Below are 21,505 nucleotides of genomic sequence, written 5' to 3' on the forward strand. Positions count from 1 at the left end.
CGGACTCGGCCAGGAGCATCGCACCTCGTTGGCGGGCCAACCCGACAGCCCCTGAGACCGCTCCCCTATCTCCCCTGTACTGTCCCCCTCCCTTGCAGCTGGCTCCTTATTGCTGACCGGCTCTCAGGTGCCGTGGCCGGATCCCCAATGCCAAGAGGACAATGCCGTACAGTGCTCCGCCCAGGCAGAGCAGCAGGGTCAACTCCAGGCTGGCCTTGCCCATGCTCCAGGCCCCCCATTGGGGGAGATCCGGTGATAGATAGGCCAGAAGCCCCCCCATCAAGACCGTTGCCGCCAAGAGCTTGAGGCAGAACAGCCCGGTGTTGCGGGAAGGGCGATAAACATCCTGCTGATAGAGCCCCTTGAACAGCAGTACGGCATTCAGGGTGCCGGAGCAGGCGGTCGCCAGCGCCAGCCCGACGTAGCCGAGCGGATAGATGAAAATAAGGTTGCACACCATGTTGGCTACCATGGCCATGATGCCGATACGCACCGGCGTCCTGGTGTCCTGGCGGGCGTAATAACCGGGGGCCAGTACCTTGATGAGCATCAAGGAGAGCAGCCCCGTAGTGGAGGCCAGCAGGCTGGCACTCGACATGCTCACCTCGTGCAGACCGAACTCACCGCGCATGAAAAGCACCCGCAGTATGGGCTCGCGCAGCACGGCGATGCCGACCATGGCTGGCAAGCCGAGCAACATCACCATGCGCACCCCCCAATCCATGGTGCGAGAAAAATCAGCCGGATCCGCATCCACGTGTTTCCTGGCCAGGGCAGGCAGGATCACCGTGCTGATGGCCACCGCAAAGAGGCCGAGGGGAAACTCCAGCAACCTGTCCGAATAATAGAGATAGCTGATGGCACCGGTAGCCAGAAACGAGGCCAGCATGGTGTTGATCAGCAGGTTGATCTGGCTGACCGACACACCGAACAGGGCCGGGATCATCAGGGTACGGATCTTCACCACCCCGGGATGGTGCCAACCCCACTTGGGCCAGACCAGCATGTTGAGCTGGCGCAGAAAAGGGTACTGGAACAAAAACTGGACCAGACCGCCGAGGAAGACACCGATCGCCAGGGAGATCTCGGGGCGCTCCATCAAGGGCGCTATCCACCAGGCCGCCGCAATCATGGTGATGTTGAGGAACACCGGCGTGAAGGAGGACACGGCAAAACGGCCAAAGGTATTGAGAATGGCCCCCGCCATGGCGGTGAAGGTGATGAACCAGAGATAGGGGAAGGTGATCTTGAGCATCAGACTGGCCAGCTCGAACTTCTCCGCCGCCGGTCCGCCGTGCAGCCAGTCCCAGAACCAGCCCCAGCCAAAGAGGGCCGTCAGGACACCGGAACCCAGCACCCCGAGCAAGGTGACCACGGTGACGATACCACCCAGGGTGCCCGCCACCGCCGCCAGCAACTCGCGAACCGCCTGCTCGTCACCATTTTTCTTGTACTCCGTCATCACGGGCACGAAGGCCTGGTTGAATGCCCCTTCGGCAAAGAGCCGGCGCAAGAAGTTGGGAATGCGATTGGCGAAGAAGAAGACGTCTGCGGCCACCCCGGCACCGAGCAAATTGGCGATGACCACATCGCGCACCAAGCCCATCACACGGGATGCCAGCGTCATTCCGGACACTATCATGCCGGATTTGATCAATTTCTTACTCAAGACGAGGCCTCTGGAACTGTCGGAAAGAAAAGAATGCTGTTAGAATCGGCCGACAGTTTAACCGTCTCCCATCTGACACACCACCGGGGGGCGGTGTTTATTTGCACAAATCATTTGACAATATGTGGTTGGGAAGGCATATTTCCGGGCCTTTTCAATACACTCGCTAAGACAGTTTTAGGAGTTTTACCTTGGCTAACATCAAATCTGCTAAGAAGCGTGCTCTTCAGTCAGAGAAACGTCGTCAGCACAACGCCAGCCGTCGTTCCATGACCCGTACCTACCTGAAGAAAGTGATCGCTGCCATCGCCTCTGGTGACAAGGCTGCTGCCACTGCCGCTTTCGCTGTTGCTCAGCCGATCATGGATCGTATGGCGACCAAAGGCCTGATCCACAAGAACAAAGCTGCTCGTCACAAGAGCCGCCTGTCTGCCCAGATCAAAGCCATGGCTTAATCAGCATCCGCTGATGAAAGCTGAAAAAACCGGCCTAGTGCCGGTTTTTTATTTGGGGTCGCTACAGTACAGTCTGTGCAACAGTCCGATCATCTCACGCACTTCATGGCTGCGCAGGGAATAATAGACCGTCTGGGCTTCCTTCCTCGTCGCCACCAGCTCATCCCGGCGCAACACCGCCAGATGCTGCGACATGGCTGACTGGCTCAATCCCAATACCTCGTTCAGCTCGCCGACCGACAGCTCCCTATCCAGCAACTGGCACAAGATAAACAGCCGCCGTTCATTGGCCAATGCCTTGAGCAGGGTGACGGCACGCCCGGCATTCGCTTCCATTTCTTCCAATTGCATCTCACCCTCCTCTTCCAAGACAGGCATCATAGCGCCGTCACCGTCGATTTAAAACGAGAGGCTTGCCGGCTGAATGGCCGTGAAATCCTCCTGCCCGGCAAAGAGGAAGGAGAAATCACTCTCGCATACTCGCTTGACCGCAGGATGTTGGATCATCCGCTCGGCAAAGATGACGTAATACTCCTCCATCAGATCCTGGGTTTCACCTAGCAGCATCACCTCCTCCCCCTCCAGGATCTCTTCCCGATAGATGGTCGGAGCCATGAAGATGCCCTGGTTGAAGAAGCCGAACGCCTTCATCAGCGCCGCATCATCGAATTCTCCCAGAATACTGGGGGAAATCCCCTGCTGCTCGAACCACTGGGTCAGTTGACGACCCATGGCGGTGCGACGGCCCGGGATGAGCAGCTTGCGCTCTTCCAGGCAAGCAGGGAAAGGCTGGGAGGGCAGAGGCGCCTTGCAGAAGAAACTGACGCCGCATCCCCCCAGACGCTTGGACAGCAACCCGGCATGCTGGCTGGAGTCCACCGGGCAATCAGAGAGGATCATGTCGAGCTTGTGCTCGCTCAACTGCTCCAGGAGCAGTTCATGGGTCGACTCGAAGCAGCGCAGGTGAATGGAACCATCATTGGGGATCACGGAGAGCAGTACCCGGCTGGCAAGACGCTTGGAGAGTGCATCGGCGATGCCGACGTCGAACAGGATCTGGCTCTCCTTGCGGTAATTGACGATATCCAGCATCTCGTAGGAGAGGCTGAACATCTTGTCCGCATAGCGAAACACCAGTTGGCCAAGCTCGGTGGCCTCAAGGGAGCGCCCCTTTCTGATCAGCAACTTGCCGCCAAGACGCTGTTCGAGCAGTTTGATCTGACCGGTCACGGTCTGTGGAGTCAAAAAGAGGGCTTCCGCCGCCTGCGTGACGGAGCCCTTCTTCTGAGTCATCCAAAAATAGTAGAGATGGTTGTAGTTAAGGTGTGACATCCGATGGGGTTCCCGCGCCAGGCGGGCTCCGGTAGCAGCTGAGTTCAACCGCCAGAATGTCATACATGTCGCTGATCGAGTCAACCTTGTTCGCGTCGAACTGTGCCTGCAGATGGGCCTTGAGACGACCGGCATCCGGCATTCGCTCGGTGCAATAGCGCTTGTTGGACAGCTTGACTCGCTCGCCGGCACGACTGCTCAATGCCCGTTCGGTGAAGGTCTCTCCGAACCGAGCTTTTACCTGTGAGTCCCCCAGCATGAGTGCGCTGTCGACCACCCCGTTGAGATAGGCAGAACAGCTTGCCGAGGTGGCATCCCGCTGACAATCGGCCAGGCTATCTGCCCAGATTGCAGGGCTCGCCAGCATGACTAACCATCCGAGTTTTCTCATAACCCCTCCGTACTTTGATTCGCCTCCCGATTGGGCAGCGATATCCGCAGGGCGATGTAACCGATCACAGCCGCGAGTGTGGAACCTGCCAAGATCCCGAGGCGCGAGTAGCTGCCGTAGTCCAGTCCGCCATGCTCGAATGCCAGCGATGCGATAAACATCGACATGGTAAAGCCGATGCCACACAGAATGCTGACGGCAAAGATCTGTCTGAAGTTCACTCCTTGCGGCAGTTGGGCAATGCCTGATTTCACTGCCAGCCAGCTGATGGTGAAAATCCCGAGCGGCTTGCCGACGAAGAGCCCCAGGATGATCCCCATGGGGAGCGGATTGAGCAGAGCCGAGAAGTAGATCCCCTCCAGCGATACCCCGGCGTTGGCGAAAGCGAACAGCGGCAGGATCAGGAAGGCACTCCAGGGGTGCAGCACATGCTCCAGATGCTTGAGTGGCGATGCGTAACGCTTGCCGTTGAGGGGGATCATGAAGCCCACGATGACCCCCGCCAGGGTCGCATGGACACCGGACTTGAGCACGGCAACCCAGAGCACCAGGCCGACCAGCATATAGAGTCCAATCCTGTCCTCACCACGGCGATTCATCCAGAGCAAGGTCAGGGTGGCCACCACACCTATCGCCAGCGCAGTCAGCGACAGTTGCTGGGTGTAGAAGAGGGCAATGATGATGATGACCCCCAGATCGTCCATGATAGCCAGCGCCAGCAAGAAGACCTTGAGGCTGGTCGGTACCCGCTTGCCCAGCAGCGCCATGACCCCGAGAGCGAAGGCGATGTCGGTTGCGGCCGGAATCGCCCAGCCAGCACGGGTAGCCTCGTCCCCGTAGTTGAAGAAGCTATAGATGAGTGCCGGTGCCAACATACCCCCCACGGCAGCAATGGCCGGGAAGGTTGCCTGCACCCGGGAGGAAAGCGCTCCCTCCAACATCTCTCGCTTCACCTCGAGACCCACCAGCAGGAAGAAGATCGCCATGAAGCCATCATTGATCCAGAGCAGCAGCGGCTTGTTGATGTCGAGGGCCGCGATGCGAACCTGCACCTCGGTATTGAGGAAGCTCTGATAGTGTTGCGCCAGCGCCGAATTGGCCAGGCCGATGGCAAGCAGGGCGGCCAGGATCAGAATGATCCCGGAAGCGGACTCCAGTTTGAGAAAACGCTTGAATACATCGCTCATATCTAACTACCCATAAAATTGCATCTTTTCAGTCTAGGGCCAGAGTAGCTCAATGAAAAATCGTTTCTAACGGCTGATAACAACGAAAAAACCGAAAGCAAAACAGATAATGCCTGCTATAAGCAGGTTATTTCCCCTTTTCAGGAGCCATCTCCCAGCCCGAAAATTGCATATTAATTCACAAAAATGCAAAAAGGCGCCCGCAGGCGCCTCTAATAGCTGAGTGTCGATTCATCGTCACCTGAGAGACGGGGCTCGCCCCGTACTCATAACCTACTCAAATGGCGACAGGCGCCTTGATCCCTGGATGGGGATCATAGCCCTGGATCTCGAAATCCTCGAATCTGTAATCGAAGATGGAGTCAGGTTTGCGCTTGATCACCAGTTGCGGCAAAGGGCGCGGCTCGCGGGTGAGTTGCAGTGCCGTCTGCTCCATGTGGTTGGAATAGAGGTGCACGTCGCCGCCGGTCCAGACAAAGTCCCCCACTTCCAGATCGCACTGCTGCGCCATCATGTGGGTCAGCAGCGCATAGCTGGCAATGTTGAACGGCAGGCCAAGGAAGACATCACAACTGCGCTGGTAGAGCTGGCAGGAGAGCTTGCCATCCGCCACATAGAACTGGAAGAAGGCGTGGCAGGGTGCCAACGCCATTTTGTCCAGCTCGCCCACGTTCCAGGCGGAGACGATGATGCGGCGGGAATCCGGGTTGTGCTTGATGTCGTCCACCGCCTTCTGGATCTGGTCGATGACAGACCCATCGGCCGCCGGCCAGGAGCGCCACTGGGCACCATAGACAGGCCCCAGATCACCGTGCTCGTCGGCCCACTCATCCCAGATGCTGACACCGTGCTCTTTCAGATAGGCGGTGTTGGTATCGCCGTTGAGGAACCAGAGCAGCTCGTGAATGATGGAGCGCAGGTGGCACTTCTTGGTGGTCACCAGCGGGAATCCTTCCGCCAGATTGAAGCGCATCTGATGACCGAACAGGGAGACTGTCCCGGTCCCGGTGCGATCGGATTTGACGGTCCCTTCATCCAGAATTTTCTGCATCAGGTCGAGATAGGCACGCATTACTTCGCCTCCTTGGGTGCATTGCCGAACAGGCGGGGCTGCTTGTAGGCGGCCCAGACCATGAGTGCACCCGCCACTATCATCGGGGTAGAGAGGATCTGGCCCATGCTGATCTCGTTGAAGTAGAGACCCAGCTGGCTGTCAGGCTGACGAACAAACTCCACCAGGAAGCGGAACAGACCGTAGAAGAGCAGGAACATGCCGGAGATGGCGCCACGGGGCGGGTGCTTGCGCCAGAACAGGTTCAGGATGATGAAGAGCACCACCCCTTCCAGCGCGAACTGATAGAGCTGGGACGGGTGACGCGGCTCGGGGCCAGCCTCGGGGAAGATGATGGCCCAGGGGACATCGGTCACCCGACCCCACAACTCGCCGTTCATGAAGTTGCCGATGCGGCCAACACCGAGGCCGAACGGAATCAGCGGCGCCACGAAATCCGCCACGGTGAAGAAGTGGCGCTGGGTTTTGTGGGCAAACCAGATCATGGCGGTGATCACCCCGATGAGGCCACCGTGGAACGACATGCCACCGGTCCATATCTTGAACAGATAGGTCGGGTCGGCGAGGAAGAGATCGAAGTTGTAGAACAGCACATAGCCGATACGGCCACCCAGGATCACCCCGAGAAAGCCATAAAACAGCAGGTCGGATACCTCGTTGCGGGTCCAGCCGCTATTGGGTGCATCGGCGCGGCGACCTGCCAGCCACATGGCGAAGGCAAAACCGAACAGGTACATGAGACCATACCAGCGTACCGATAATGGTCCCAAACTGAATGCTACGGGATCAATCTGCGAGAAAACCCAATATCCGTCGTGCTGCATAGGCGGCCCCAATCATAAGAAAAGCCGCATTCTCCGATCATTCTTACGCAGTAACAAGGTGGAATATCAATCGGGCAGCCTGACCTTGTGCCCAGCCCGCAGCAATCCGCCCAGACCGTGCTCTTCCAGATATCGGGCAAACAGGCCGCGCAGCACGTGAGGATTGTCATGCTTGAGACCATCCGCCATCAGCGCCTTCAACTCGCCAAGGTCGGATTGCCGCAGCACGTATTTGATACGGGAGATGTTGTGGGTATTCATGCTGAAACGACGATAGCCCATGGCCAGCAGCAGCAGCACTCCGACCGGATCGCCAGCCAGCTCGCCACAAACAGAGACCGGCTTGTGATAGCGCCGGGAGGCATCGACCAACAGTTGCAAAGCGCGGATCACCGCGGGATGGAAGGCATCGTAGATGCTGGCGACACGGGCATTGTTGCGATCCACCGCCAGCAGGTACTGGGTCAGGTCGTTGCTGCCCACCGACCAGAAGTCGATGAGCGGCGCCATCTCCGGCAGGATGTACAGCGCGGAGGGGACTTCGATCATCACCCCGAGACTGGGGTAGCGGATCACCGCATCGCGGCTGGCCGCTTCTTCCGACACCTCGCGCCACGCCTGATCCAGCAGACGACGGGAGGCCTTGATTTCACTGACACTGCTGATCATCGGCAGCATGATGGCCAGATTGTCCAGCCCTTCGCTGGCCCGCAACATGGCCTTGAGCTGCACCAAGAAGAGTTCGGGGTGATCCAGGGTGAGCCGGATCCCCCGCCAACCAAGGAAGGGATTTTCCTCCACGATGGGGAAATAGGGCAGTTGCTTGTCCCCCCCCACGTCCAGAGTCCGCATGCAAACCGGGCGATCCCGATAGGTTTCCAGGATCCCGCGATAGCGGGCAGTCTGCTCCCACTCCGAAGGGAAGCTGTCCTGCAGCATGAAGGGGATCTCGGTGCGATAGAGCCCGACCCCGTCCGCCAGATGATTGAGGGAGATCTCGGTATCCGCACTCAGCCCTGCGTTGAGCAGCAGAGAGACCTTGGTGCCGTCGGCGGTCTCGGAGGGCTGGTTGTCGACGCTGCGCACCAGGGTGTCGAGTGCCCGCTCCTCACTCAGCAGTTGCCGGTACTCGGTCAGGATCACCTGGTTGGGTTCGATGAAGAGATCGCCGCTGTAGCCATCGATGACCAGAGTGCGACCGCCGATGTCACCGAGGGGCAGATCCACCCCCATGATGGCCGCCACCCCCATGGCACGGGCCAGGATGGCGGCATGGGAGTTGGTCCCGCCCTTGAGCGACACCACACCGCTCAGAAATTCCCTCGGGATCTCCGCAAGGATGGTGGCCGTCACTTCATCGGCGACCAGCACCACGGGTTCGCCGATGGTGAGCTGCTCGGGTTCGTCCTGCACCAGCCGGCTGATGAGCCGCTGGGCGATGTCTTTCACATCGGTGGAGCGTTCCCGCAGATAGGGATCCTTCATCCCCTTGAACTGCTCTATCAGCCGATCGCTGATGAGTTTGACCGCCGAGATCGCCGTCCAGTGTTCCTTGCTGACCTTGTTGCGGATGGGCTTGATGTAGCCGGGATCGTTCAACAGGTGCAGATAGATGTCGAAGATGGCGACCGAGTCCTGGCTGTAGCTCTCGCGAAAGCGCAGTGCCAAGCTCTCCAGATCATGGCGCACTTCCTCCACCGCCAGCTCGAGACGGGCAAGCTGCTTGGCATGATCCTCGTCCTTGCGCGGCGTGATGGTATTGAGCGCCTTGCGCGGACGCCACACCCAGGCCTTGGCGATGGCGATGCCACTCGCCCCGGCAATACCGCGCAGCGGCTTGCTCCAGTCGGTCTTCTGCAGCCACCCCTTGGCCTGGGCCTGGGCGATGCGGGCAGCCAGCTGAGCCGCCAGGGTGACCATGAAGGACTCCTCCCCCTCATCGAAGAGGCGGCTCTCCTTCTGCTGCACGACCAGAATCCCCACCACCTGACGCTGATGCATGATGGGAGCGCCGAGGAAGGAGCGAAACGCCTCTTCCGCCACATCGGGCAGAAACTTGAAACTGGGGTGAGAGGGGGCATCGGCCAGGTTGATCAGCTCTTCACGCTGACCCACCAGGCCGACGATACCCTGCTCGAACGGCAGGGTGGCCTTGCCCACGGCCGATTCGGCCAGACCATCGGTCGCAGCCAGTCGATAGCGGCGCATGTCCGGCTCGGCCACATAGACGGAGCAGCAGTCCACCGTCATGGCGAGCCGGGTCTGGCTCACCAATGCTTGCAAGGCCTGTTCGAGGGTGTTGGCCTCGGCCATGCTTTCCACGATGCGTCTGAGTTCCGTCAGCAACTAGTTGTGCTCCTTAACGCGAGCGGTTGCGCCGCCCATCTTTTCGGTTAGCCTGCACCACGGGGACTGGCATGGCCAGCGGGGCAAACTCCTTCATCACCCGGCGGTAAACCTCCCGCTTGAAGGAGACGACCTGACGAACCGGGTACCAGAAGCTGACCCAACGCCAATCATCAAATTCCGGGTGACCATGACAGCCAAACTGGATCCTGGACTCTTTGCCAGGATCGAGCTGCAACAAAAACCATTTCTGCTTCTGGCCAATACAGACCGGTGAACTGTCCCAGCGGACGAGTCGTTTGGGTAAGCGATACTTCAGCCAGTTGCGACTGGTCGCCAGTATGGTCACATCGTCCTGCTTGAGGCCTATCTCCTCATACAGCTCACGATACATGGCCTGTTCCGGCGATTCACCATCATCAACCCCCCCCTGCGGAAACTGCCAGGAGTGCTGCCCATAGCGCTTAGCCCACAATACTTGTCCGTCACGGTTACAGATCACGATGCCGACATTGGGACGAAATCCGTCACCATCTATCACGTGATCACCTTATAAAGGCTGAATCTATAACGAGATTGTTCCACATTCACCCCGTGGCGGCAAACAGGGACTGTCATCTTCCATTCATGAATAACTTGGCATTTCAAGCAAAGTTATAAACAAATTGAAGGTTCATGCTAGGCAAGTTGCCCACCCAGACTGTGCATAAACCTGTGATCAAGCAGGTATATACAGTAGTTTTATACTGTGGCATTGCACGGAAGCATATCATACCCGATTCACTTAAAAACAAAATATACATTTAAATACATAAGGTTATAGTTTGATTGCTGGATCAAGATCCATGTCTTTTGCCTAAGAGGATCCAGCCTGTCAATTGTGAACAAGTTCGACTGCTCAAAGATCCACCAAGACGGATTTATCCACAGATATGGCGCATTATCTGCACCGAAATGGCGCTGAAAATCGGCGTACTCTCACATTTATTTCTGGTGCCACGCTTCCTTTCACCACTTTACGCCAGTTATCCAAGATTTCTGTGGATAACTGTGTGCAACAGCTCGCACAAACCCTTGGACAACTCGTTTATGCGGGGATCCGGCGTGCCGATATACTGGATAAAGAAAGTAAATCCCTTTAAAATCATTTGGATATATTGAATTTGGCCATCCATGTCTCCCTGTGTATAGTCGGGCGAGGATCGGTTATAAAATCAGCGATACCATGCAAGGATCCGTATTGCGATGTCTATTATCTCCAGAGGAGCCCTCATGCCCGCCAATCCCCAGTCAGAACAAGAGCTGCTCAGTCGAGCCTACGCCATGGCGGGCTTCACTCTGGCCCAGCTTGCCGCAACGGCGGGCATCCCCGTACCGCGGGATCTCAGACGTGACAAGGGCTGGACAGGGCAGTTGATCGAGTGGCAGCTGGGTGCCAGTGCAGGTAGCCGTCCCGAGCAGGATTTTCCGGATCTCGGTATCGAGCTCAAGACGATCCCCGTCGATCCTCAAGGGCGCCCGCTGGAAACCACCTTTGTCTGCGTGGCCCCCCTCATCGGGGTCAGCGGCCAGCGCTGGGAGGAGTCGAACGTGCGCAACAAGCTGTCGCGGGTGCTCTGGATCCCGGTGGAGGGCAGCCGCGACATCCCTGTCGGCGACCGTCGCGTCGGCATGCCGCTGCTGTGGAGCCCGAATGAAAAGGAAGAAGGGCTGCTGCGCCAGGACTGGGAAGAGCTGATGGACATGATAGTGCTGGGGGAAGTGGAGCAGATCAGTGCCCGCCACGGCCAGGTATTGCAGCTGCGCCCCAAGGCGGCCAACAGCAAGGCGCTGACCCGCGCCATCGGCCGCAATGGCCAACCCATCATGACGCTACCACGAGGCTTCTACCTCAAGATCGAGTTCACCCATCAGCTCCTGCAGCGCCATTTTGCCCTCCCCCTTTGATCCTGTTTATCAACATCCTTGTCATAAAGTGATATAAAAATAACCAGCACTACTTTCTTCGCAGCCAGTGACAAGGAGTCCATATGCCGATCAACAAGCAATTCCTCAAATCCCGTCCCGAGGTCAAGGTGACCTTTGCCGTCGAAAAGGAGGCCGCCGGTGATGCCGAGCAGGTCTTGCTGCTGGGTGAATTCAGCCAGTGGCAGCCCATTGAACTGAAGAGGATGAAAAACGGGGAGTTCAAGGCGACACTCAACCTGCCGACCGATGGCCCCAGCCATTTCGAGTATTGCTATCAGCTAGTGCAACCCGATGGTGAAACCCTTTATGACAACGACTGGGAGGCGGACGACTATGTGCCTGGCCCCTTCGGGCGTGACAACTCTGTGGTGCGGGTCAGCCAGCCCGGTTGAGCCAATACCCAGCACACGGATACAAAAAAGGCTCGCCATTGGCGAGCCTTTTCACTACCTGTCGAGCTTTTCGCCGACATACCGACACCAATTCGAATCGAATTAGTTGAGCTTCTCTTTGATACGAGCAGCTTTGCCGGACAGGTTGCGCAGGTAGTACAGTTTGGCGCGGCGAACATCACCACGACGCTTCAGTTCTACACTGTGGATCAGCGGAGAGTGAGTCTGGAATACACGCTCAACACCTTCGCCGTTGGAGATCTTGCGAACGGTGAAAGCAGAGTGCAGACCGCGGTTACGCTTGGCAATCACGATGCCTTCGAAAGCCTGCAGACGCTCTTTACCACCTTCTTTAACACGAACTTGAACACGTACGGTGTCGCCCTGGGCAAAAGCCGGGATGTCGGTACGCAGTTGCTCTTGTTCAAGCTGCTGAATAATCTTGCTCATTGTCTTTCCTTACCTAGGATAAACTGAAAACTCTACTTAACGCTGTCACGCACTTCGCGGACATACTCGGCAAGAAGTGATTCTTGCTCGTCAGTCAGAGCTAGGTTGTTAATAAGTTCCGGCCTTCTCTGCCAGGTTCGTCCGAGCGATTGCTTGAGTCGCCAGCGCCGAATCACTTCGTGATTGCCGCTTGTCAGCGCCTCGGGCACCGTCAGCCCATCCAACACCTCCGGCCGAGTATAGTGGGGATGATCCAGCAGCCCATCCGTGAAGGAGTCCTGCTCGGCACTGGCCTGATCACCCAAGACCCCCGGGACCAGACGCGAAACCGCATCGATCAGGGTCATGGCAGGCAACTCGCCACCACTTAACACGTAATCCCCGATAGACCACTCTTCGTCGACTTCGGTTTGTATCACGCGCTCATCGATACCTTCGTATCGACCGGCGACCAGAATCAGTTTCTGATTCGTCGCCAACTCGGTCACGCCCGCTTGAGTCAGCTTGCGTCCCTGAGGAGAGAGATAGATGACTTTCGCCCCGTCTCCCGCCGCTTGCTTGGCTGCATGAATGGCATCACGCAGCGGCTGAACCATCATCAACATCCCGGGCCCACCACCATAAGGACGATCATCGACCGTACGGTGTTTGTCGTGGGTGAAGTCCCGAGGGTTCCAGCACTCAATCTGCAGCAGGCCACTCTTGACGGCCCGACCCGTTACCCCGTGCTCGGTAATGGCTCGGAACATTTCCGGGAAGAGGCTAATCACCCCAATCCACATAAGAAACCTCCGGCACCCGTGTTAGCGCGGGAAACTAGAAACCAGGATCCCAATCAACTTCGATTGTTCGAGCAGTCAGATCAATATTCTTGATCACCTGCTCTTCCAGGAACGGTATCAACCGCTCCTTTGCACCAAAGGCATCTTTTACATTGGCCTCAACCACCAACACATCGTTGGAGCCGGTTTCCATCAATTCGGTCACCTTGCCCAGGTCGTATCCCTTAGTGGTTACCACGGTGCAACCAATGAGGTCACGCCAGTAGAACTCCCCTTCGGGCAACGCAGGCAACAGATCGGCGGGGACGCCAATCTCGACGTTGGTCAATGCCAGGGCATCCTCACGCACATCGATACCATCGAGTTTGCAGATCAGACCCTTGTTGTGACGCTTCCAGGATGACACCCGGATTTCACGCCACGCCCCGTTCTGATTGATCAGCCAGGGGTTGTAATCGAAAATCGCTTCGGCAACATCGGTGAAGGAGTTCACTTTAAGCCAGCCCTTGATCCCGTAAACGGTCCCCAGGGTGCCCAGAACTACAGGTTTTTCCACCTTAACTCCCTACCGTTTGGCTGATTAAGCAGCTTTGGCAGCGTCTTTGATCAGCTTGGCAACGCGGTCAGAAACAGCGGCACCAGTAGCAACCCAATGCTCGATACGAGCCAGGTCCAGGTTCAGCTTTTCAGCGTTACCAGCAGCAACCGGGTTGAAGAAACCGACGCGCTCGATGAAACGACCGTCACGGGCGTTACGGCTGTCAGCAACTACTACCTGGTAGAACGGACGCTTTTTCGCGCCACCACGTTGTAAACGAATGGTTACCATATCGTCCTCATAAACATCTAATGAACAAGGCCTGCAAATACGCAGACCCTAGCTTAAAATAAGCCGCGTAATTCTACTTGGATTCGTAATAATTGCAACCAAGCCAGCTATTTTTTGCGCAGGGATTGGCATGAAAAAGGCTCACCAGGGTGAGCCTTTCTGCCTGACCAGCAGGAAAATCAGAACGGACCGCGACCGCCACCACCGAATCCGGGGGGCAGCATGTTCTTCATCTGGCCCATCATCTTGCGCATGCCGCCCTTGCCGGACATCTTCTTCATCATGCGCTGCATCTCGGTGAACTGCTTGAGCAGCTTGTTCACATCCTGGACCTGCATGCCGGAGCCCGCCGCGATACGGCGCTTGCGGGAGCCCTTGATGAGATCGGGATGGGCACGCTCTTTCGGCGTCATGGAGCTGATGATGGCCTCCATCCGCACGGTGAGCTTGTCATCCATCTGATCCTTGATGTTGTCCGGCAGGCCGGACATGCCGGGCAGCTTGTCGAGCATCCCCATCATGCCACCCATGTTGCGCATCTGGGCCAGCTGCTCACGGAAGTCTTCCAGGTCGAAGCCCTTGCCGCTCTTCACCTTGCTGGCCAGCTTGGCCGCCTTCTCTTTATCGACGTTGCGCTCCACCTCTTCGATGAGAGAGAGCACATCCCCCATGCCGAGGATGCGGGAGGCGAGACGATCCGGATGGAACGGCTCCAGCGCGTCAGTCTTCTCACCCATACCGATGAACTTGACCGGCTTGCCGGTGATATGGCGAACCGACAGTGCGGCACCACCGCGGGCATCACCGTCTGCCTTGGTAAGGATCACACCGGTGAGCGGCAGCGCTTCGTTGAAGGCCTTGGCGGTATTGGCAGCATCCTGACCTGTCATGGCATCCACCACGAACAGGGTTTCGACCGGCTTGATGGTGGCGTGCAGATCCTGGATCTCCGCCATCATTTCGCCATCGACGTGCAGACGACCGGCAGTATCGACGATCACCACGTCATAGAACTTCTTGCGCGCCTGATCGATGGCAGCAGTGGCAATGGCGATCGGTTTCTGGCTGGCATCACTCGGGAAGAAGTCGACACCGATGTCGCCCGCAAGGGTCTCAAGCTGCTTGATCGCCGCCGGACGGTAGACGTCCGCACTGACCACCAGCACCTTCTTCTTGCTGCGCTCCTTGAGCAGTTTGGCCAGTTTGCCGACCGTAGTGGTCTTACCGGCCCCCTGAAGACCTGCCATCAGGATGATGGCCGGCGGCTGGGCAGCCAGGTTGAGCTGTTCGTTGGCCTCCCCCATTACGGTGACCAGTTCGCCATGGACGATCTTGATGAAGGCCTGGCCCGGGCTCAGGGATTTGGCCACTTCCTGGCCCACGGCACGTTCCTTAACGCGCGCCACGAAATCGCGCACCACCGGCAGGGCGACGTCCGCCTCGAGCAACGCCATGCGGACTTCGCGCAGGGTATCCTTGATGTTCTCTTCGGTCAGGCGGCCGCGGCCGCTGACATTGCGCAGGGTGCGCGAGAGTCGTTCAGTCAAATTCTCAAACATGACGCTTTCCGGTTCTTGGCGTGACACTGGGGGCATTATACCCCGGTCAGCACTCTAGGGACGATTACTCGCCGCTTGCCGCGGCGGCCTGCCATCGAGCGGGCAGGTCAACGAATGGAGGGCAGTATACCCCAGTCAACGCCGGAGGACGATTATTCGCCGCACGGTGACCATCAACGCCTACTTATATGTGGGCAGTTAGCCTCTGGCACAACTGGCGAGCATATCTTGTGCAAGGTATACTGCCCCTCTTATCCATAAAGCTTGTTTGACAACGACCTGGTTATGATCGTGATCTCTGTTCTGGCCCTGGCGTTTTACCTGCTGGCCATCATCGCCTCACTGCACCTTCTGCTCAGCGCCAAGCCCGTCGGGCAAGTATCGCTGTTCGCCTGTGTCGGCCTGGCCCTGACCGCCCATGGCATGGCGGTGGGCAGCGAAGTGCTGGCCACCCATTCCGGCCAGAATCTCAGCATGTTGAACGTGGCGTCCCTGGTCAGCCTTATCATCAGTTGCTTCATGACCTGCGTCACCCGACGCTTCAACGGCTGGATTCTGCTGCCCGTCGTCTACAGTTTTTCAGCCCTGCTGCTGGCAGCCAGCGCGCTCATTCCCGGGCGCTACATCACCCATCTGGAAGCGCACCCCCAGTTACTGCTGCACATAGGTCTCGCGCTGATGGCCTATTCGGTACTGATGATCGCCTGCTTGTTTGCCCTCCAGCTTGCCTGCCTGGACAGGCAACTGAAATCCAGAAAGATCAGCCACCTGCCAGCCATGCCACCCCTGATGACGGTGGAGAAGCGCCTGTTTCAGCTCATTTCCGCAGGTCTGCTGCTGCTGACCCTCTCCATCGCATCCGGCCTGTTCTTCCTGGAAGACATGTTTGCCCAGGGCAAGTCCCACAAGGCCATCCTCTCTATCCTGGCCTGGTGCGTCTACGCTCTGCTGCTCTGGGGTCACCATACCCGTGGCTGGCGCGGCCGCAAGGTCATCATGCTGAGCCTCATCGGCAGCTTCATCCTGACACTGGCCTATTTTGGCAGCCGTTTCGTCAAGGAAGTGCTGCTTAGCTGACACACGAACATTCCCCAACCATCCTTACAGGAGCCCTTCTTGGACAGTATCTCAACGAGTACATTGCTGATTGTTCTCGTTATCTTGATCCTTTTGTCAGCCTTCTTCTCCAGTTCCGAAACCGGTCTGATGTCGCTCAACCGCTACAAGCTGCGGCATCTGGCCCAGACCAAGCACAAAGCTGCCCGCCGGGTCGAGAAGCTGCTGGCCAGGCCGGACCGCCTGCTTGGCCTCATTCTCATCGGCAACAATCTGGTCAACATCCTGGCCTCCGCCATCGCGACCATCGTCTGCATCCGGCTGTTCGGGGATCTCGGCGTCGCCATTGCCACCTTCGGGCTGACCCTGGTGGTACTGGTATTCGGGGAAGTCACCCCCAAGACACTGGCGGCCATGTTCCCCGAGCGGATAGCCTATCCTGCCTCCTGGATCCTCAAGGGGCTGATGGTGCCGTTCGCCCCCCTTGTCTGGCTCATCAACAGCATCACGAACCTGCTGCTGAAACTCTTGCGTCTCGAGCACAACAAGGATGACTCCCTCAATTCCGAAGAGCTGCGCACCATCGTCAACGAGGCGGGCAATCTCATTCCCAAGCACCACCAGGAGATGCTGATAAGCATCCTGGATCTCGACAAGATGACGGTGGAGAACATCATGGTCCCTCGCAGCGAGATCTCCGCCATCGACATCAATGACGACTGGAAGATCATACTGCGCCAGCTGGCCCACTGCGCCCACACCAAGATCCTGCTCTATCGCGACAACATCGATGACGTCGTCGGCTTCCTGCACTCACGGGATGCCCTGAGACTGGTCGCCCGGGATCAGTTCAGCAAGTCCAGCCTGCTGCGGGAAGTCGACCCCATCTATTTCATCCCCCAGGGGACCCCCCTCAACGTGCAGTTGGCCAAGTTCCAGCGCAACAAGGAGCGAATTGGCCTTATCGTCGACGAATATGGCGATATTCAGGGGCTGATCACCTTGGACGACATCCTGGAAGAGATTGTCGGTGACTTCACCACCTCCATGACACCGACCCCGAGTGACGAGATCCATCCCCAGCCGGACGGCTCCTTCCTGGTCGAAGGCTCCGCCAGCATCCGCGAGCTGAACAAGGAGATGGACTGGCACCTGCCCATGGACGGCCCACGGACCCTCAATGGCGCCATCCTGGAGTACCTTGAGGAGATCCCCCAACCCAACATCAGTGTCAGGCTGGCGGGCTACCCTATCGAGATTCTCGAAGTGGAGAACAACATGGTGAAGATGGCGAGGATCATGCCGCACCTGTACCGGGACGACTCAGGGTACGAGGATTGAAAAAAGGCTGCCAATGGCAGCCTTTTTGTTTCACTCGCTCTCGTCATCCGGCTCCAGCACCAGAGTGGGGATGAGCTCACCGAACACCTGCTGCAACTCGTCACGGTTTGCCAGCAAATCCTGCAGCGTATAGCCATCCATCACCGCGAGGAAGGCGTTCATCGCCTCCTTCAAGGCACTTTTGAGCAGACAGACGGAGACGATATGGCAGACCGGGGAGCTGCAGTCGATCCCGTCCAGATTGCCTTCCAATGCCCGGATCACTTGCCCGATATTGATCTCGTCGGGGGAGCGCGCCATGCGGATGCCACCATTCTTGCCTCGTTGTGACTGCAGATAGCCCAGTTTTACCAACTGGTTCACCACCTTCACCATGTGGTTGCGGGATACGTCGTACAAGGCGGATACCTTGGCCACGCTCGACAGTTCCCCCTCCGGCAAGGTGGCCAGATAGAGCAGGGCTCTCAATCCAAAATCGGTATAGCTCGTTAGTCTCATAGTGCCTGTAGCGCCTAGCGCGAAGAATTGATGATTGATCCAGATCAATTAAACATTTAGGATGCAACTTAATAAGTGACATTCCAGATGTTCAATTAGAAAGGACCTCCTATGTTAGACCAAGCCACCATCGCCGTCATCAAGAGCACCATTCCTTTGCTCGAATCGGCGGGCCCTGACCTCACACGGCACTTTTATCAGCGCATGTTCAGCCACAATCCCGAGTTGAAGGATCTCTTCAACCTGGCTCACCAGCGTAGCGGGGGACAGCCCTTGGCACTGTTCAGTGCGGTGGCGGCCTATGCCAGGAACATTGACAATCTGGGGGCCCTGGCCGGAGCCGTTGAACGCATCGCCCACAAACATACGGGTTTCCTGATCCAGCCGGAACAATATCACATTGTGGGTAGTCATCTCTTGGCCACGCTCAAAGAAATGGGTGGCAACGCTGTCACGGAGGAGGTACTTACCGCCTGGGGCAAGGCTTACGGTGTGCTGGCCGACATCTTTATCGGCCGGGAGAGCGAGCTCTATCGGGAGAAGGCAAGCCAGGACGGTGGTTGGCAGGGAACCCGCCCTTTCATCATCAAGGAGAAGCGTCAGGAGAGTGAACTCATCACCTCTTTCGTCCTGGCCCCCCTCGATGGCAACCCCGTGTTGCGTTTCAAACCGGGGCAATATCTCAGTATCAAGCTGGTTCATCCCGCCCTCGAGCATCAGGAGATCCGCCAGTACTCTCTCTCGGACGCCCCCAATGGCCGCGACTACCGCATCAGCGTCAAGCGCGAACCCAGGGGGCAGGCCTCCAACCTGTTGCATGATCATCTTCACATCGGTGACACGGTCGACATCATGCCGCCGGCCGGCGACTTCTTCCTGCAAGAGGAGACAGACACGCCCGTGGTGCTGATCTCCGCCGGGGTCGGCCTCACCCCCATGCTGAGCATGCTCAACCACTTGCTGGCCGAGGGCCCGGATATGGATATTCGCTGGCTTCACGCCTGCGAACATGGCGCCCACCACGCGTTCAGGGACGAGATCCGGGCAAAGAGCAGGCAATACGGGAAACTGGAGAGCCGGATCTGGTATCGGGAGCCGGGGGAGCAGGATGTCAAAGGAGAGGATTACGACTTCAGCGGCACTCTGGCACTGGAGCAGGTCACCGACCTCATTCCGGCCAACGCCCACTACTATTTCTGCGGCCCTGTCCCGTTCATGAAAGCAGTCAAAGCTCAGCTGGAGAATGTGGGCGTGCCTGCAGGGCGGATGCATTACGAGGTCTTCGGCCCCCATCAGGGCCTCTGATCCCTCCCCTGACCGGGAAAATGCACAAGGCCCACAAGCACAGCTTCGTGGGCCTTGTAATATCAAAGCGGACTATCAGGACTCAGTGCATCGCCTTGGCACGGGCGATGGCATTGGCGGGCATCTGGTTGCCGAGCCGGCTGAGCAGGCTCGCCGCCTTCTGGTGCATGGCCTTGTCACCGATGACGGCGCCGTGCAGCCAGTGATACGCCTCCTCGTAATCCAGCGGACTCCCCATGCCCTGCAGCAACATCTCCACCCACTCCATCTGTGCCCGCAAGAAGCCGAGGCTCGCGGCTTCCCGCATCAGAGTCTCGGCCCTCACCAGATCCTTCTGAACCAGGATCCCCTTCCAGTAATAGCGGCCAAGCTGTTCCAGCGCCGGCGCCAGCCCCTGGTTGGCGGCCTCCCACATGTACTGCACCCCGATCTGGGCATCCGGCTTGGTGCAAATTCCCCAGGCCAGCATGTCTCCCCAGAGGAACTGATAGGCAGGGATCTTCATCACCGAGGCCCGCGCCTCGATATCCTGGGTGAGCTGGCACCTGTCCTGCTTCACCCGGGCCAGATGGCGCCCCTGCTCTATCCAGTTGAGCAGTTCGTCCTGGCGATAAAGCGGCACGGCCTGCAACTCTCCCGCAGCAGCGGATGCCTGCGTCGTCGCCCTGGGCAGCGGCGCAGCTGCTGGTGCGGACGGTACAGGTGCGGATTCGAATGGCGCCTGTGCTGGCGCTGCTGACACAGGGAGGGATGACGTGGCGACAGAAGAGGCTGGCGTCAGGGCTGGCTGGGCCGATGATGAGGCCGGTGACAAGGGGGCAGACGCCGGGGATCGCGGCGCGGCTGCAACCGCCACCGCCTGGGTGGGCACGGCGGCCGAGGTGGGCTCCGCACCCTGCAAGGGTAAGCTGCACACACCGATAATGGCGATGAGGGTTCTTGGTTTCATCATAGGGATCTCCTGCTGCCTTCTGTTATCGGCAGCCAGGGCCATCTCCTTAGCCCACCACATTAGCCCGCTACACCCAACCCCGAAAATGACAAAGGGGAGCCTGGGCTCCCCTTGCGGTCGACGTAGAGACTTACTTGACGAAGTCGACGCCCAGCTGGATGTCAGCCTTCAGGGTGGCCAGCATGCTGTCCATCGCTTCCTGCTCGAAGGCGCTCAGCTTGCCGTAGTCCAGCACGGTTTCGACACCGTTCTTGCCGAGCAGCACCGGCTGCGCGAAGAAGGTGGCGTGCTCACCGTTGCCTTCCACATAGGCACACTCGATGACGTTGGCTTCCCCTTGCAGACCCTTGATGAGCGACAGACCGAAACGGCAGGCTGCCTGACCCATGGAGAGAGTGGCGGAACCGCCACCGGCCTTGGCTTCCACCACTTCGGTACCGGCATTCTGAATGCGCTTGGTCATGGCAGCCACTTCCTCAGCGGTGAAGCTGGCGCCTTCAACCTGGGAGAGCAGCGGCAGAATGGTCACGCCACTGTGACCGCCGATGACGTTGACACGTACCTTGTCAACGTTCAGGCCCTTGGCTTCGGCCACGAAGGTCTCGCCACGGATCACATCCAGGGTGGTCACGCCGAACAGACGACGCTTGTCATAGACACCGGCTTTCTTCAGCACTTCGGCGGCGATGGCGACCGTGGTATTGACCGGGTTGGTGATGATGCCGATCAGTGCTTTCGGGCAGGAAGCGGCGCACTTTTCCACCAGGTTCTTGACGATCCCGGCGTTGATGTTGAACAGGTCGGAACGGTCCATGCCGGGCTTGCGCGCCACGCCGGCAGAGATCAGCACGACATCGGCGCCGACCAGAGCCGGGCTCGGATCTTCACCGCAGAAACCTTTTACTTTCACGTCAGTCGGGATGTGGCTCAGGTCCGCCGCCACGCCCGGAGTGACCGGGGCAATGTCATACAGGCTCAGTTCGGAACCGGCAGGCAGGCGGTTTTTCAACAGCAGAGCGAGGGCTTGGCCGATGCCACCGGCGGCACCCAGAACGGCAACTTTCATGATCAACTCCATGTCTAAGCGTAGGTTTAAG

At 58.2% G+C, this 21,505-nt stretch carries 24 protein-coding genes; 7 read left to right on the top strand and 17 right to left on the bottom strand.

All coding sequences use genetic code 11. The features are described 5' to 3' along the window. Positions 1 to 106 precede the first annotated feature (106 nt). A complete protein-coding gene (murJ, locus tag AB5Y68_RS06565; RefSeq protein WP_039039986.1) occupies positions 107 to 1,669 on the bottom strand; it encodes a murein biosynthesis integral membrane protein MurJ in 1,563 nt (520 codons plus the stop codon). A gap of 191 nt (positions 1,670 to 1,860) precedes the next feature. Between murJ and rpsT the strand changes: the two genes are divergently transcribed. Next, positions 1,861 to 2,124 (top strand): 30S ribosomal protein S20, encoded by a 264-nt coding sequence (gene rpsT / locus AB5Y68_RS06570; RefSeq protein ID WP_005308808.1) that lies wholly within the window; start codon positions 1,861 to 1,863, stop codon positions 2,122 to 2,124. Positions 2,125 to 2,172: 48 nt separating this feature from the next. Here rpsT and AB5Y68_RS06575 read toward each other — a convergent pair whose 3' ends face one another. From AB5Y68_RS06575 to rppH, 8 genes are all read right to left on the bottom strand, one after another. After that, on the bottom strand, positions 2,173 to 2,475 hold the full coding sequence (locus AB5Y68_RS06575) for a metalloregulator ArsR/SmtB family transcription factor (protein WP_029313781.1): 303 nt from the start codon (positions 2,473 to 2,475) through the stop codon (positions 2,173 to 2,175). Positions 2,476 to 2,523: 48 nt separating this feature from the next. Continuing rightward, a complete protein-coding gene (nhaR, locus tag AB5Y68_RS06580; protein ID WP_010673095.1) occupies positions 2,524 to 3,456 on the bottom strand; it encodes a transcriptional activator NhaR in 933 nt (310 codons plus the stop codon). Next, complete coding sequence (locus AB5Y68_RS06585) at positions 3,443 to 3,823, bottom strand: hypothetical protein (protein ID WP_200886018.1); 381 nt, start codon at positions 3,821 to 3,823, stop codon at positions 3,443 to 3,445. Before AB5Y68_RS06585 ends, nhaR begins: the two co-directional genes overlap by 14 nt. A 20-nt stretch (positions 3,824 to 3,843) precedes the next feature. Then, positions 3,844 to 5,034 carry a Na+/H+ antiporter NhaA gene (gene nhaA / locus AB5Y68_RS06590; protein ID WP_039039984.1) on the bottom strand — a complete coding sequence of 397 codons (1,191 nt, stop codon included), beginning with the start codon at positions 5,032 to 5,034 and terminating at the stop codon, positions 3,844 to 3,846. Positions 5,035 to 5,311: 277 nt separating this feature from the next. Next, entirely contained in the window at positions 5,312 to 6,106 is a 795-nt protein-coding gene (gene thyA / locus AB5Y68_RS06595) for a thymidylate synthase (RefSeq protein ID WP_039039983.1), read from the bottom strand. Then, on the bottom strand, positions 6,106 to 6,930 hold the full coding sequence (lgt, locus tag AB5Y68_RS06600) for a prolipoprotein diacylglyceryl transferase (RefSeq protein WP_039039982.1): 825 nt from the start codon (positions 6,928 to 6,930) through the stop codon (positions 6,106 to 6,108). The genes thyA and lgt overlap by 1 nt, the downstream gene beginning before the upstream one ends. Before the next feature lie 66 nt (positions 6,931 to 6,996). Further along, a complete protein-coding gene (gene ptsP, locus AB5Y68_RS06605) occupies positions 6,997 to 9,276 on the bottom strand; it encodes a phosphoenolpyruvate--protein phosphotransferase (protein WP_041214477.1) in 2,280 nt (759 codons plus the stop codon). Positions 9,277 to 9,289: 13 nt separating this feature from the next. Further along, positions 9,290 to 9,817: an RNA pyrophosphohydrolase gene (gene rppH, locus AB5Y68_RS06610; RefSeq protein WP_010673089.1), complete on the bottom strand. Its 528-nt coding sequence runs from the start codon at positions 9,815 to 9,817 to the stop codon at positions 9,290 to 9,292. A 391-nt stretch (positions 9,818 to 10,208) separates the two neighbouring features. On the opposite strand from rppH, the gene AB5Y68_RS06615 reads away from it, so the two are divergent. The 3 genes from AB5Y68_RS06615 (at position 10,209) to AB5Y68_RS06625 (ending at position 11,636) form a co-directional block, all read left to right on the top strand. Further along, complete coding sequence (locus tag AB5Y68_RS06615; RefSeq protein ID WP_127904546.1) at positions 10,209 to 10,418, top strand: hypothetical protein; 210 nt, start codon at positions 10,209 to 10,211, stop codon at positions 10,416 to 10,418. A 130-nt stretch (positions 10,419 to 10,548) separates the two neighbouring features. Next, on the top strand, positions 10,549 to 11,223 hold the full coding sequence (mutH, locus tag AB5Y68_RS06620; protein ID WP_039039980.1) for a DNA mismatch repair endonuclease MutH: 675 nt from the start codon (positions 10,549 to 10,551) through the stop codon (positions 11,221 to 11,223). Positions 11,224 to 11,306: 83 nt separating this feature from the next. Further along, positions 11,307 to 11,636 (top strand): isoamylase early set domain-containing protein, encoded by a 330-nt coding sequence (locus tag AB5Y68_RS06625; protein WP_010673087.1) that lies wholly within the window; start codon positions 11,307 to 11,309, stop codon positions 11,634 to 11,636. Positions 11,637 to 11,738: 102 nt separating this feature from the next. On the opposite strand, the gene rplS is transcribed toward AB5Y68_RS06625, so the two are convergent. The 5 genes from rplS to ffh form a co-directional block, all read right to left on the bottom strand. After that, positions 11,739 to 12,086, bottom strand: coding sequence for a 50S ribosomal protein L19 (gene rplS / locus AB5Y68_RS06630; RefSeq protein WP_005313505.1), 348 nt, complete (start codon positions 12,084 to 12,086; stop codon positions 11,739 to 11,741). A 32-nt stretch (positions 12,087 to 12,118) separates the two neighbouring features. Next, positions 12,119 to 12,868, bottom strand: coding sequence for a tRNA (guanosine(37)-N1)-methyltransferase TrmD (gene trmD, locus AB5Y68_RS06635; protein ID WP_010673086.1), 750 nt, complete (start codon positions 12,866 to 12,868; stop codon positions 12,119 to 12,121). Positions 12,869 to 12,902: 34 nt separating this feature from the next. Next, entirely contained in the window at positions 12,903 to 13,424 is a 522-nt protein-coding gene (gene rimM / locus AB5Y68_RS06640; RefSeq protein ID WP_039039979.1) for a ribosome maturation factor RimM, read from the bottom strand. A gap of 24 nt (positions 13,425 to 13,448) precedes the next feature. Next, complete coding sequence (gene rpsP, locus AB5Y68_RS06645; RefSeq protein ID WP_010673084.1) at positions 13,449 to 13,697, bottom strand: 30S ribosomal protein S16; 249 nt, start codon at positions 13,695 to 13,697, stop codon at positions 13,449 to 13,451. A 179-nt stretch (positions 13,698 to 13,876) separates the two neighbouring features. Further along, the gene (gene ffh, locus AB5Y68_RS06650) at positions 13,877 to 15,256 is read right to left on the bottom strand and encodes a signal recognition particle protein (RefSeq protein WP_010673083.1); all 1,380 of its coding nucleotides are present in this window, start codon (positions 15,254 to 15,256) and stop codon (positions 13,877 to 13,879) included. 285 nt (positions 15,257 to 15,541) lie between these two features. Between ffh and ccsA the strand changes: the two genes are divergently transcribed. Together ccsA and AB5Y68_RS06660 are read left to right on the top strand one after the other, a co-directional pair. Continuing rightward, the gene (gene ccsA / locus AB5Y68_RS06655) at positions 15,542 to 16,333 is read left to right on the top strand and encodes an inner membrane protein YpjD (protein WP_039040017.1); all 792 of its coding nucleotides are present in this window, start codon (positions 15,542 to 15,544) and stop codon (positions 16,331 to 16,333) included. A 39-nt stretch (positions 16,334 to 16,372) separates the two neighbouring features. Then, complete coding sequence (locus tag AB5Y68_RS06660) at positions 16,373 to 17,653, top strand: HlyC/CorC family transporter (RefSeq protein ID WP_010673081.1); 1,281 nt, start codon at positions 16,373 to 16,375, stop codon at positions 17,651 to 17,653. Between the two features lie 30 nt (positions 17,654 to 17,683). Here the strand turns inward: AB5Y68_RS06660 and AB5Y68_RS06665 are convergent, their stop codons facing one another. After that, on the bottom strand, positions 17,684 to 18,151 hold the full coding sequence (locus tag AB5Y68_RS06665; protein ID WP_039039978.1) for an Rrf2 family transcriptional regulator: 468 nt from the start codon (positions 18,149 to 18,151) through the stop codon (positions 17,684 to 17,686). Positions 18,152 to 18,262: 111 nt separating this feature from the next. Here AB5Y68_RS06665 and hmpA point away from each other — a divergent pair, with 111 nt between their 5' ends. Beyond that, positions 18,263 to 19,456 carry an NO-inducible flavohemoprotein gene (gene hmpA, locus AB5Y68_RS06670; RefSeq protein ID WP_039039977.1) on the top strand — a complete coding sequence of 398 codons (1,194 nt, stop codon included), beginning with the start codon at positions 18,263 to 18,265 and terminating at the stop codon, positions 19,454 to 19,456. Positions 19,457 to 19,538: 82 nt separating this feature from the next. Here the strand turns inward: hmpA and AB5Y68_RS06675 are convergent, their stop codons facing one another. Together AB5Y68_RS06675 and mdh are read right to left on the bottom strand one after the other, a co-directional pair. Beyond that, positions 19,539 to 20,129, bottom strand: coding sequence for a tetratricopeptide repeat protein (locus AB5Y68_RS06675; RefSeq protein ID WP_039040016.1), 591 nt, complete (start codon positions 20,127 to 20,129; stop codon positions 19,539 to 19,541). 409 nt (positions 20,130 to 20,538) lie between these two features. Continuing rightward, the gene (gene mdh, locus AB5Y68_RS06680; RefSeq protein WP_010673076.1) at positions 20,539 to 21,474 is read right to left on the bottom strand and encodes a malate dehydrogenase; all 936 of its coding nucleotides are present in this window, start codon (positions 21,472 to 21,474) and stop codon (positions 20,539 to 20,541) included. Positions 21,475 to 21,505 lie beyond the last annotated feature (31 nt).

The sequence above is a fragment of the Aeromonas sp. R6-1 genome (genome assembly GCF_040908165.1).
Classification (GTDB): Bacteria; Pseudomonadota; Gammaproteobacteria; order Enterobacterales; family Aeromonadaceae; genus Aeromonas; species Aeromonas caviae.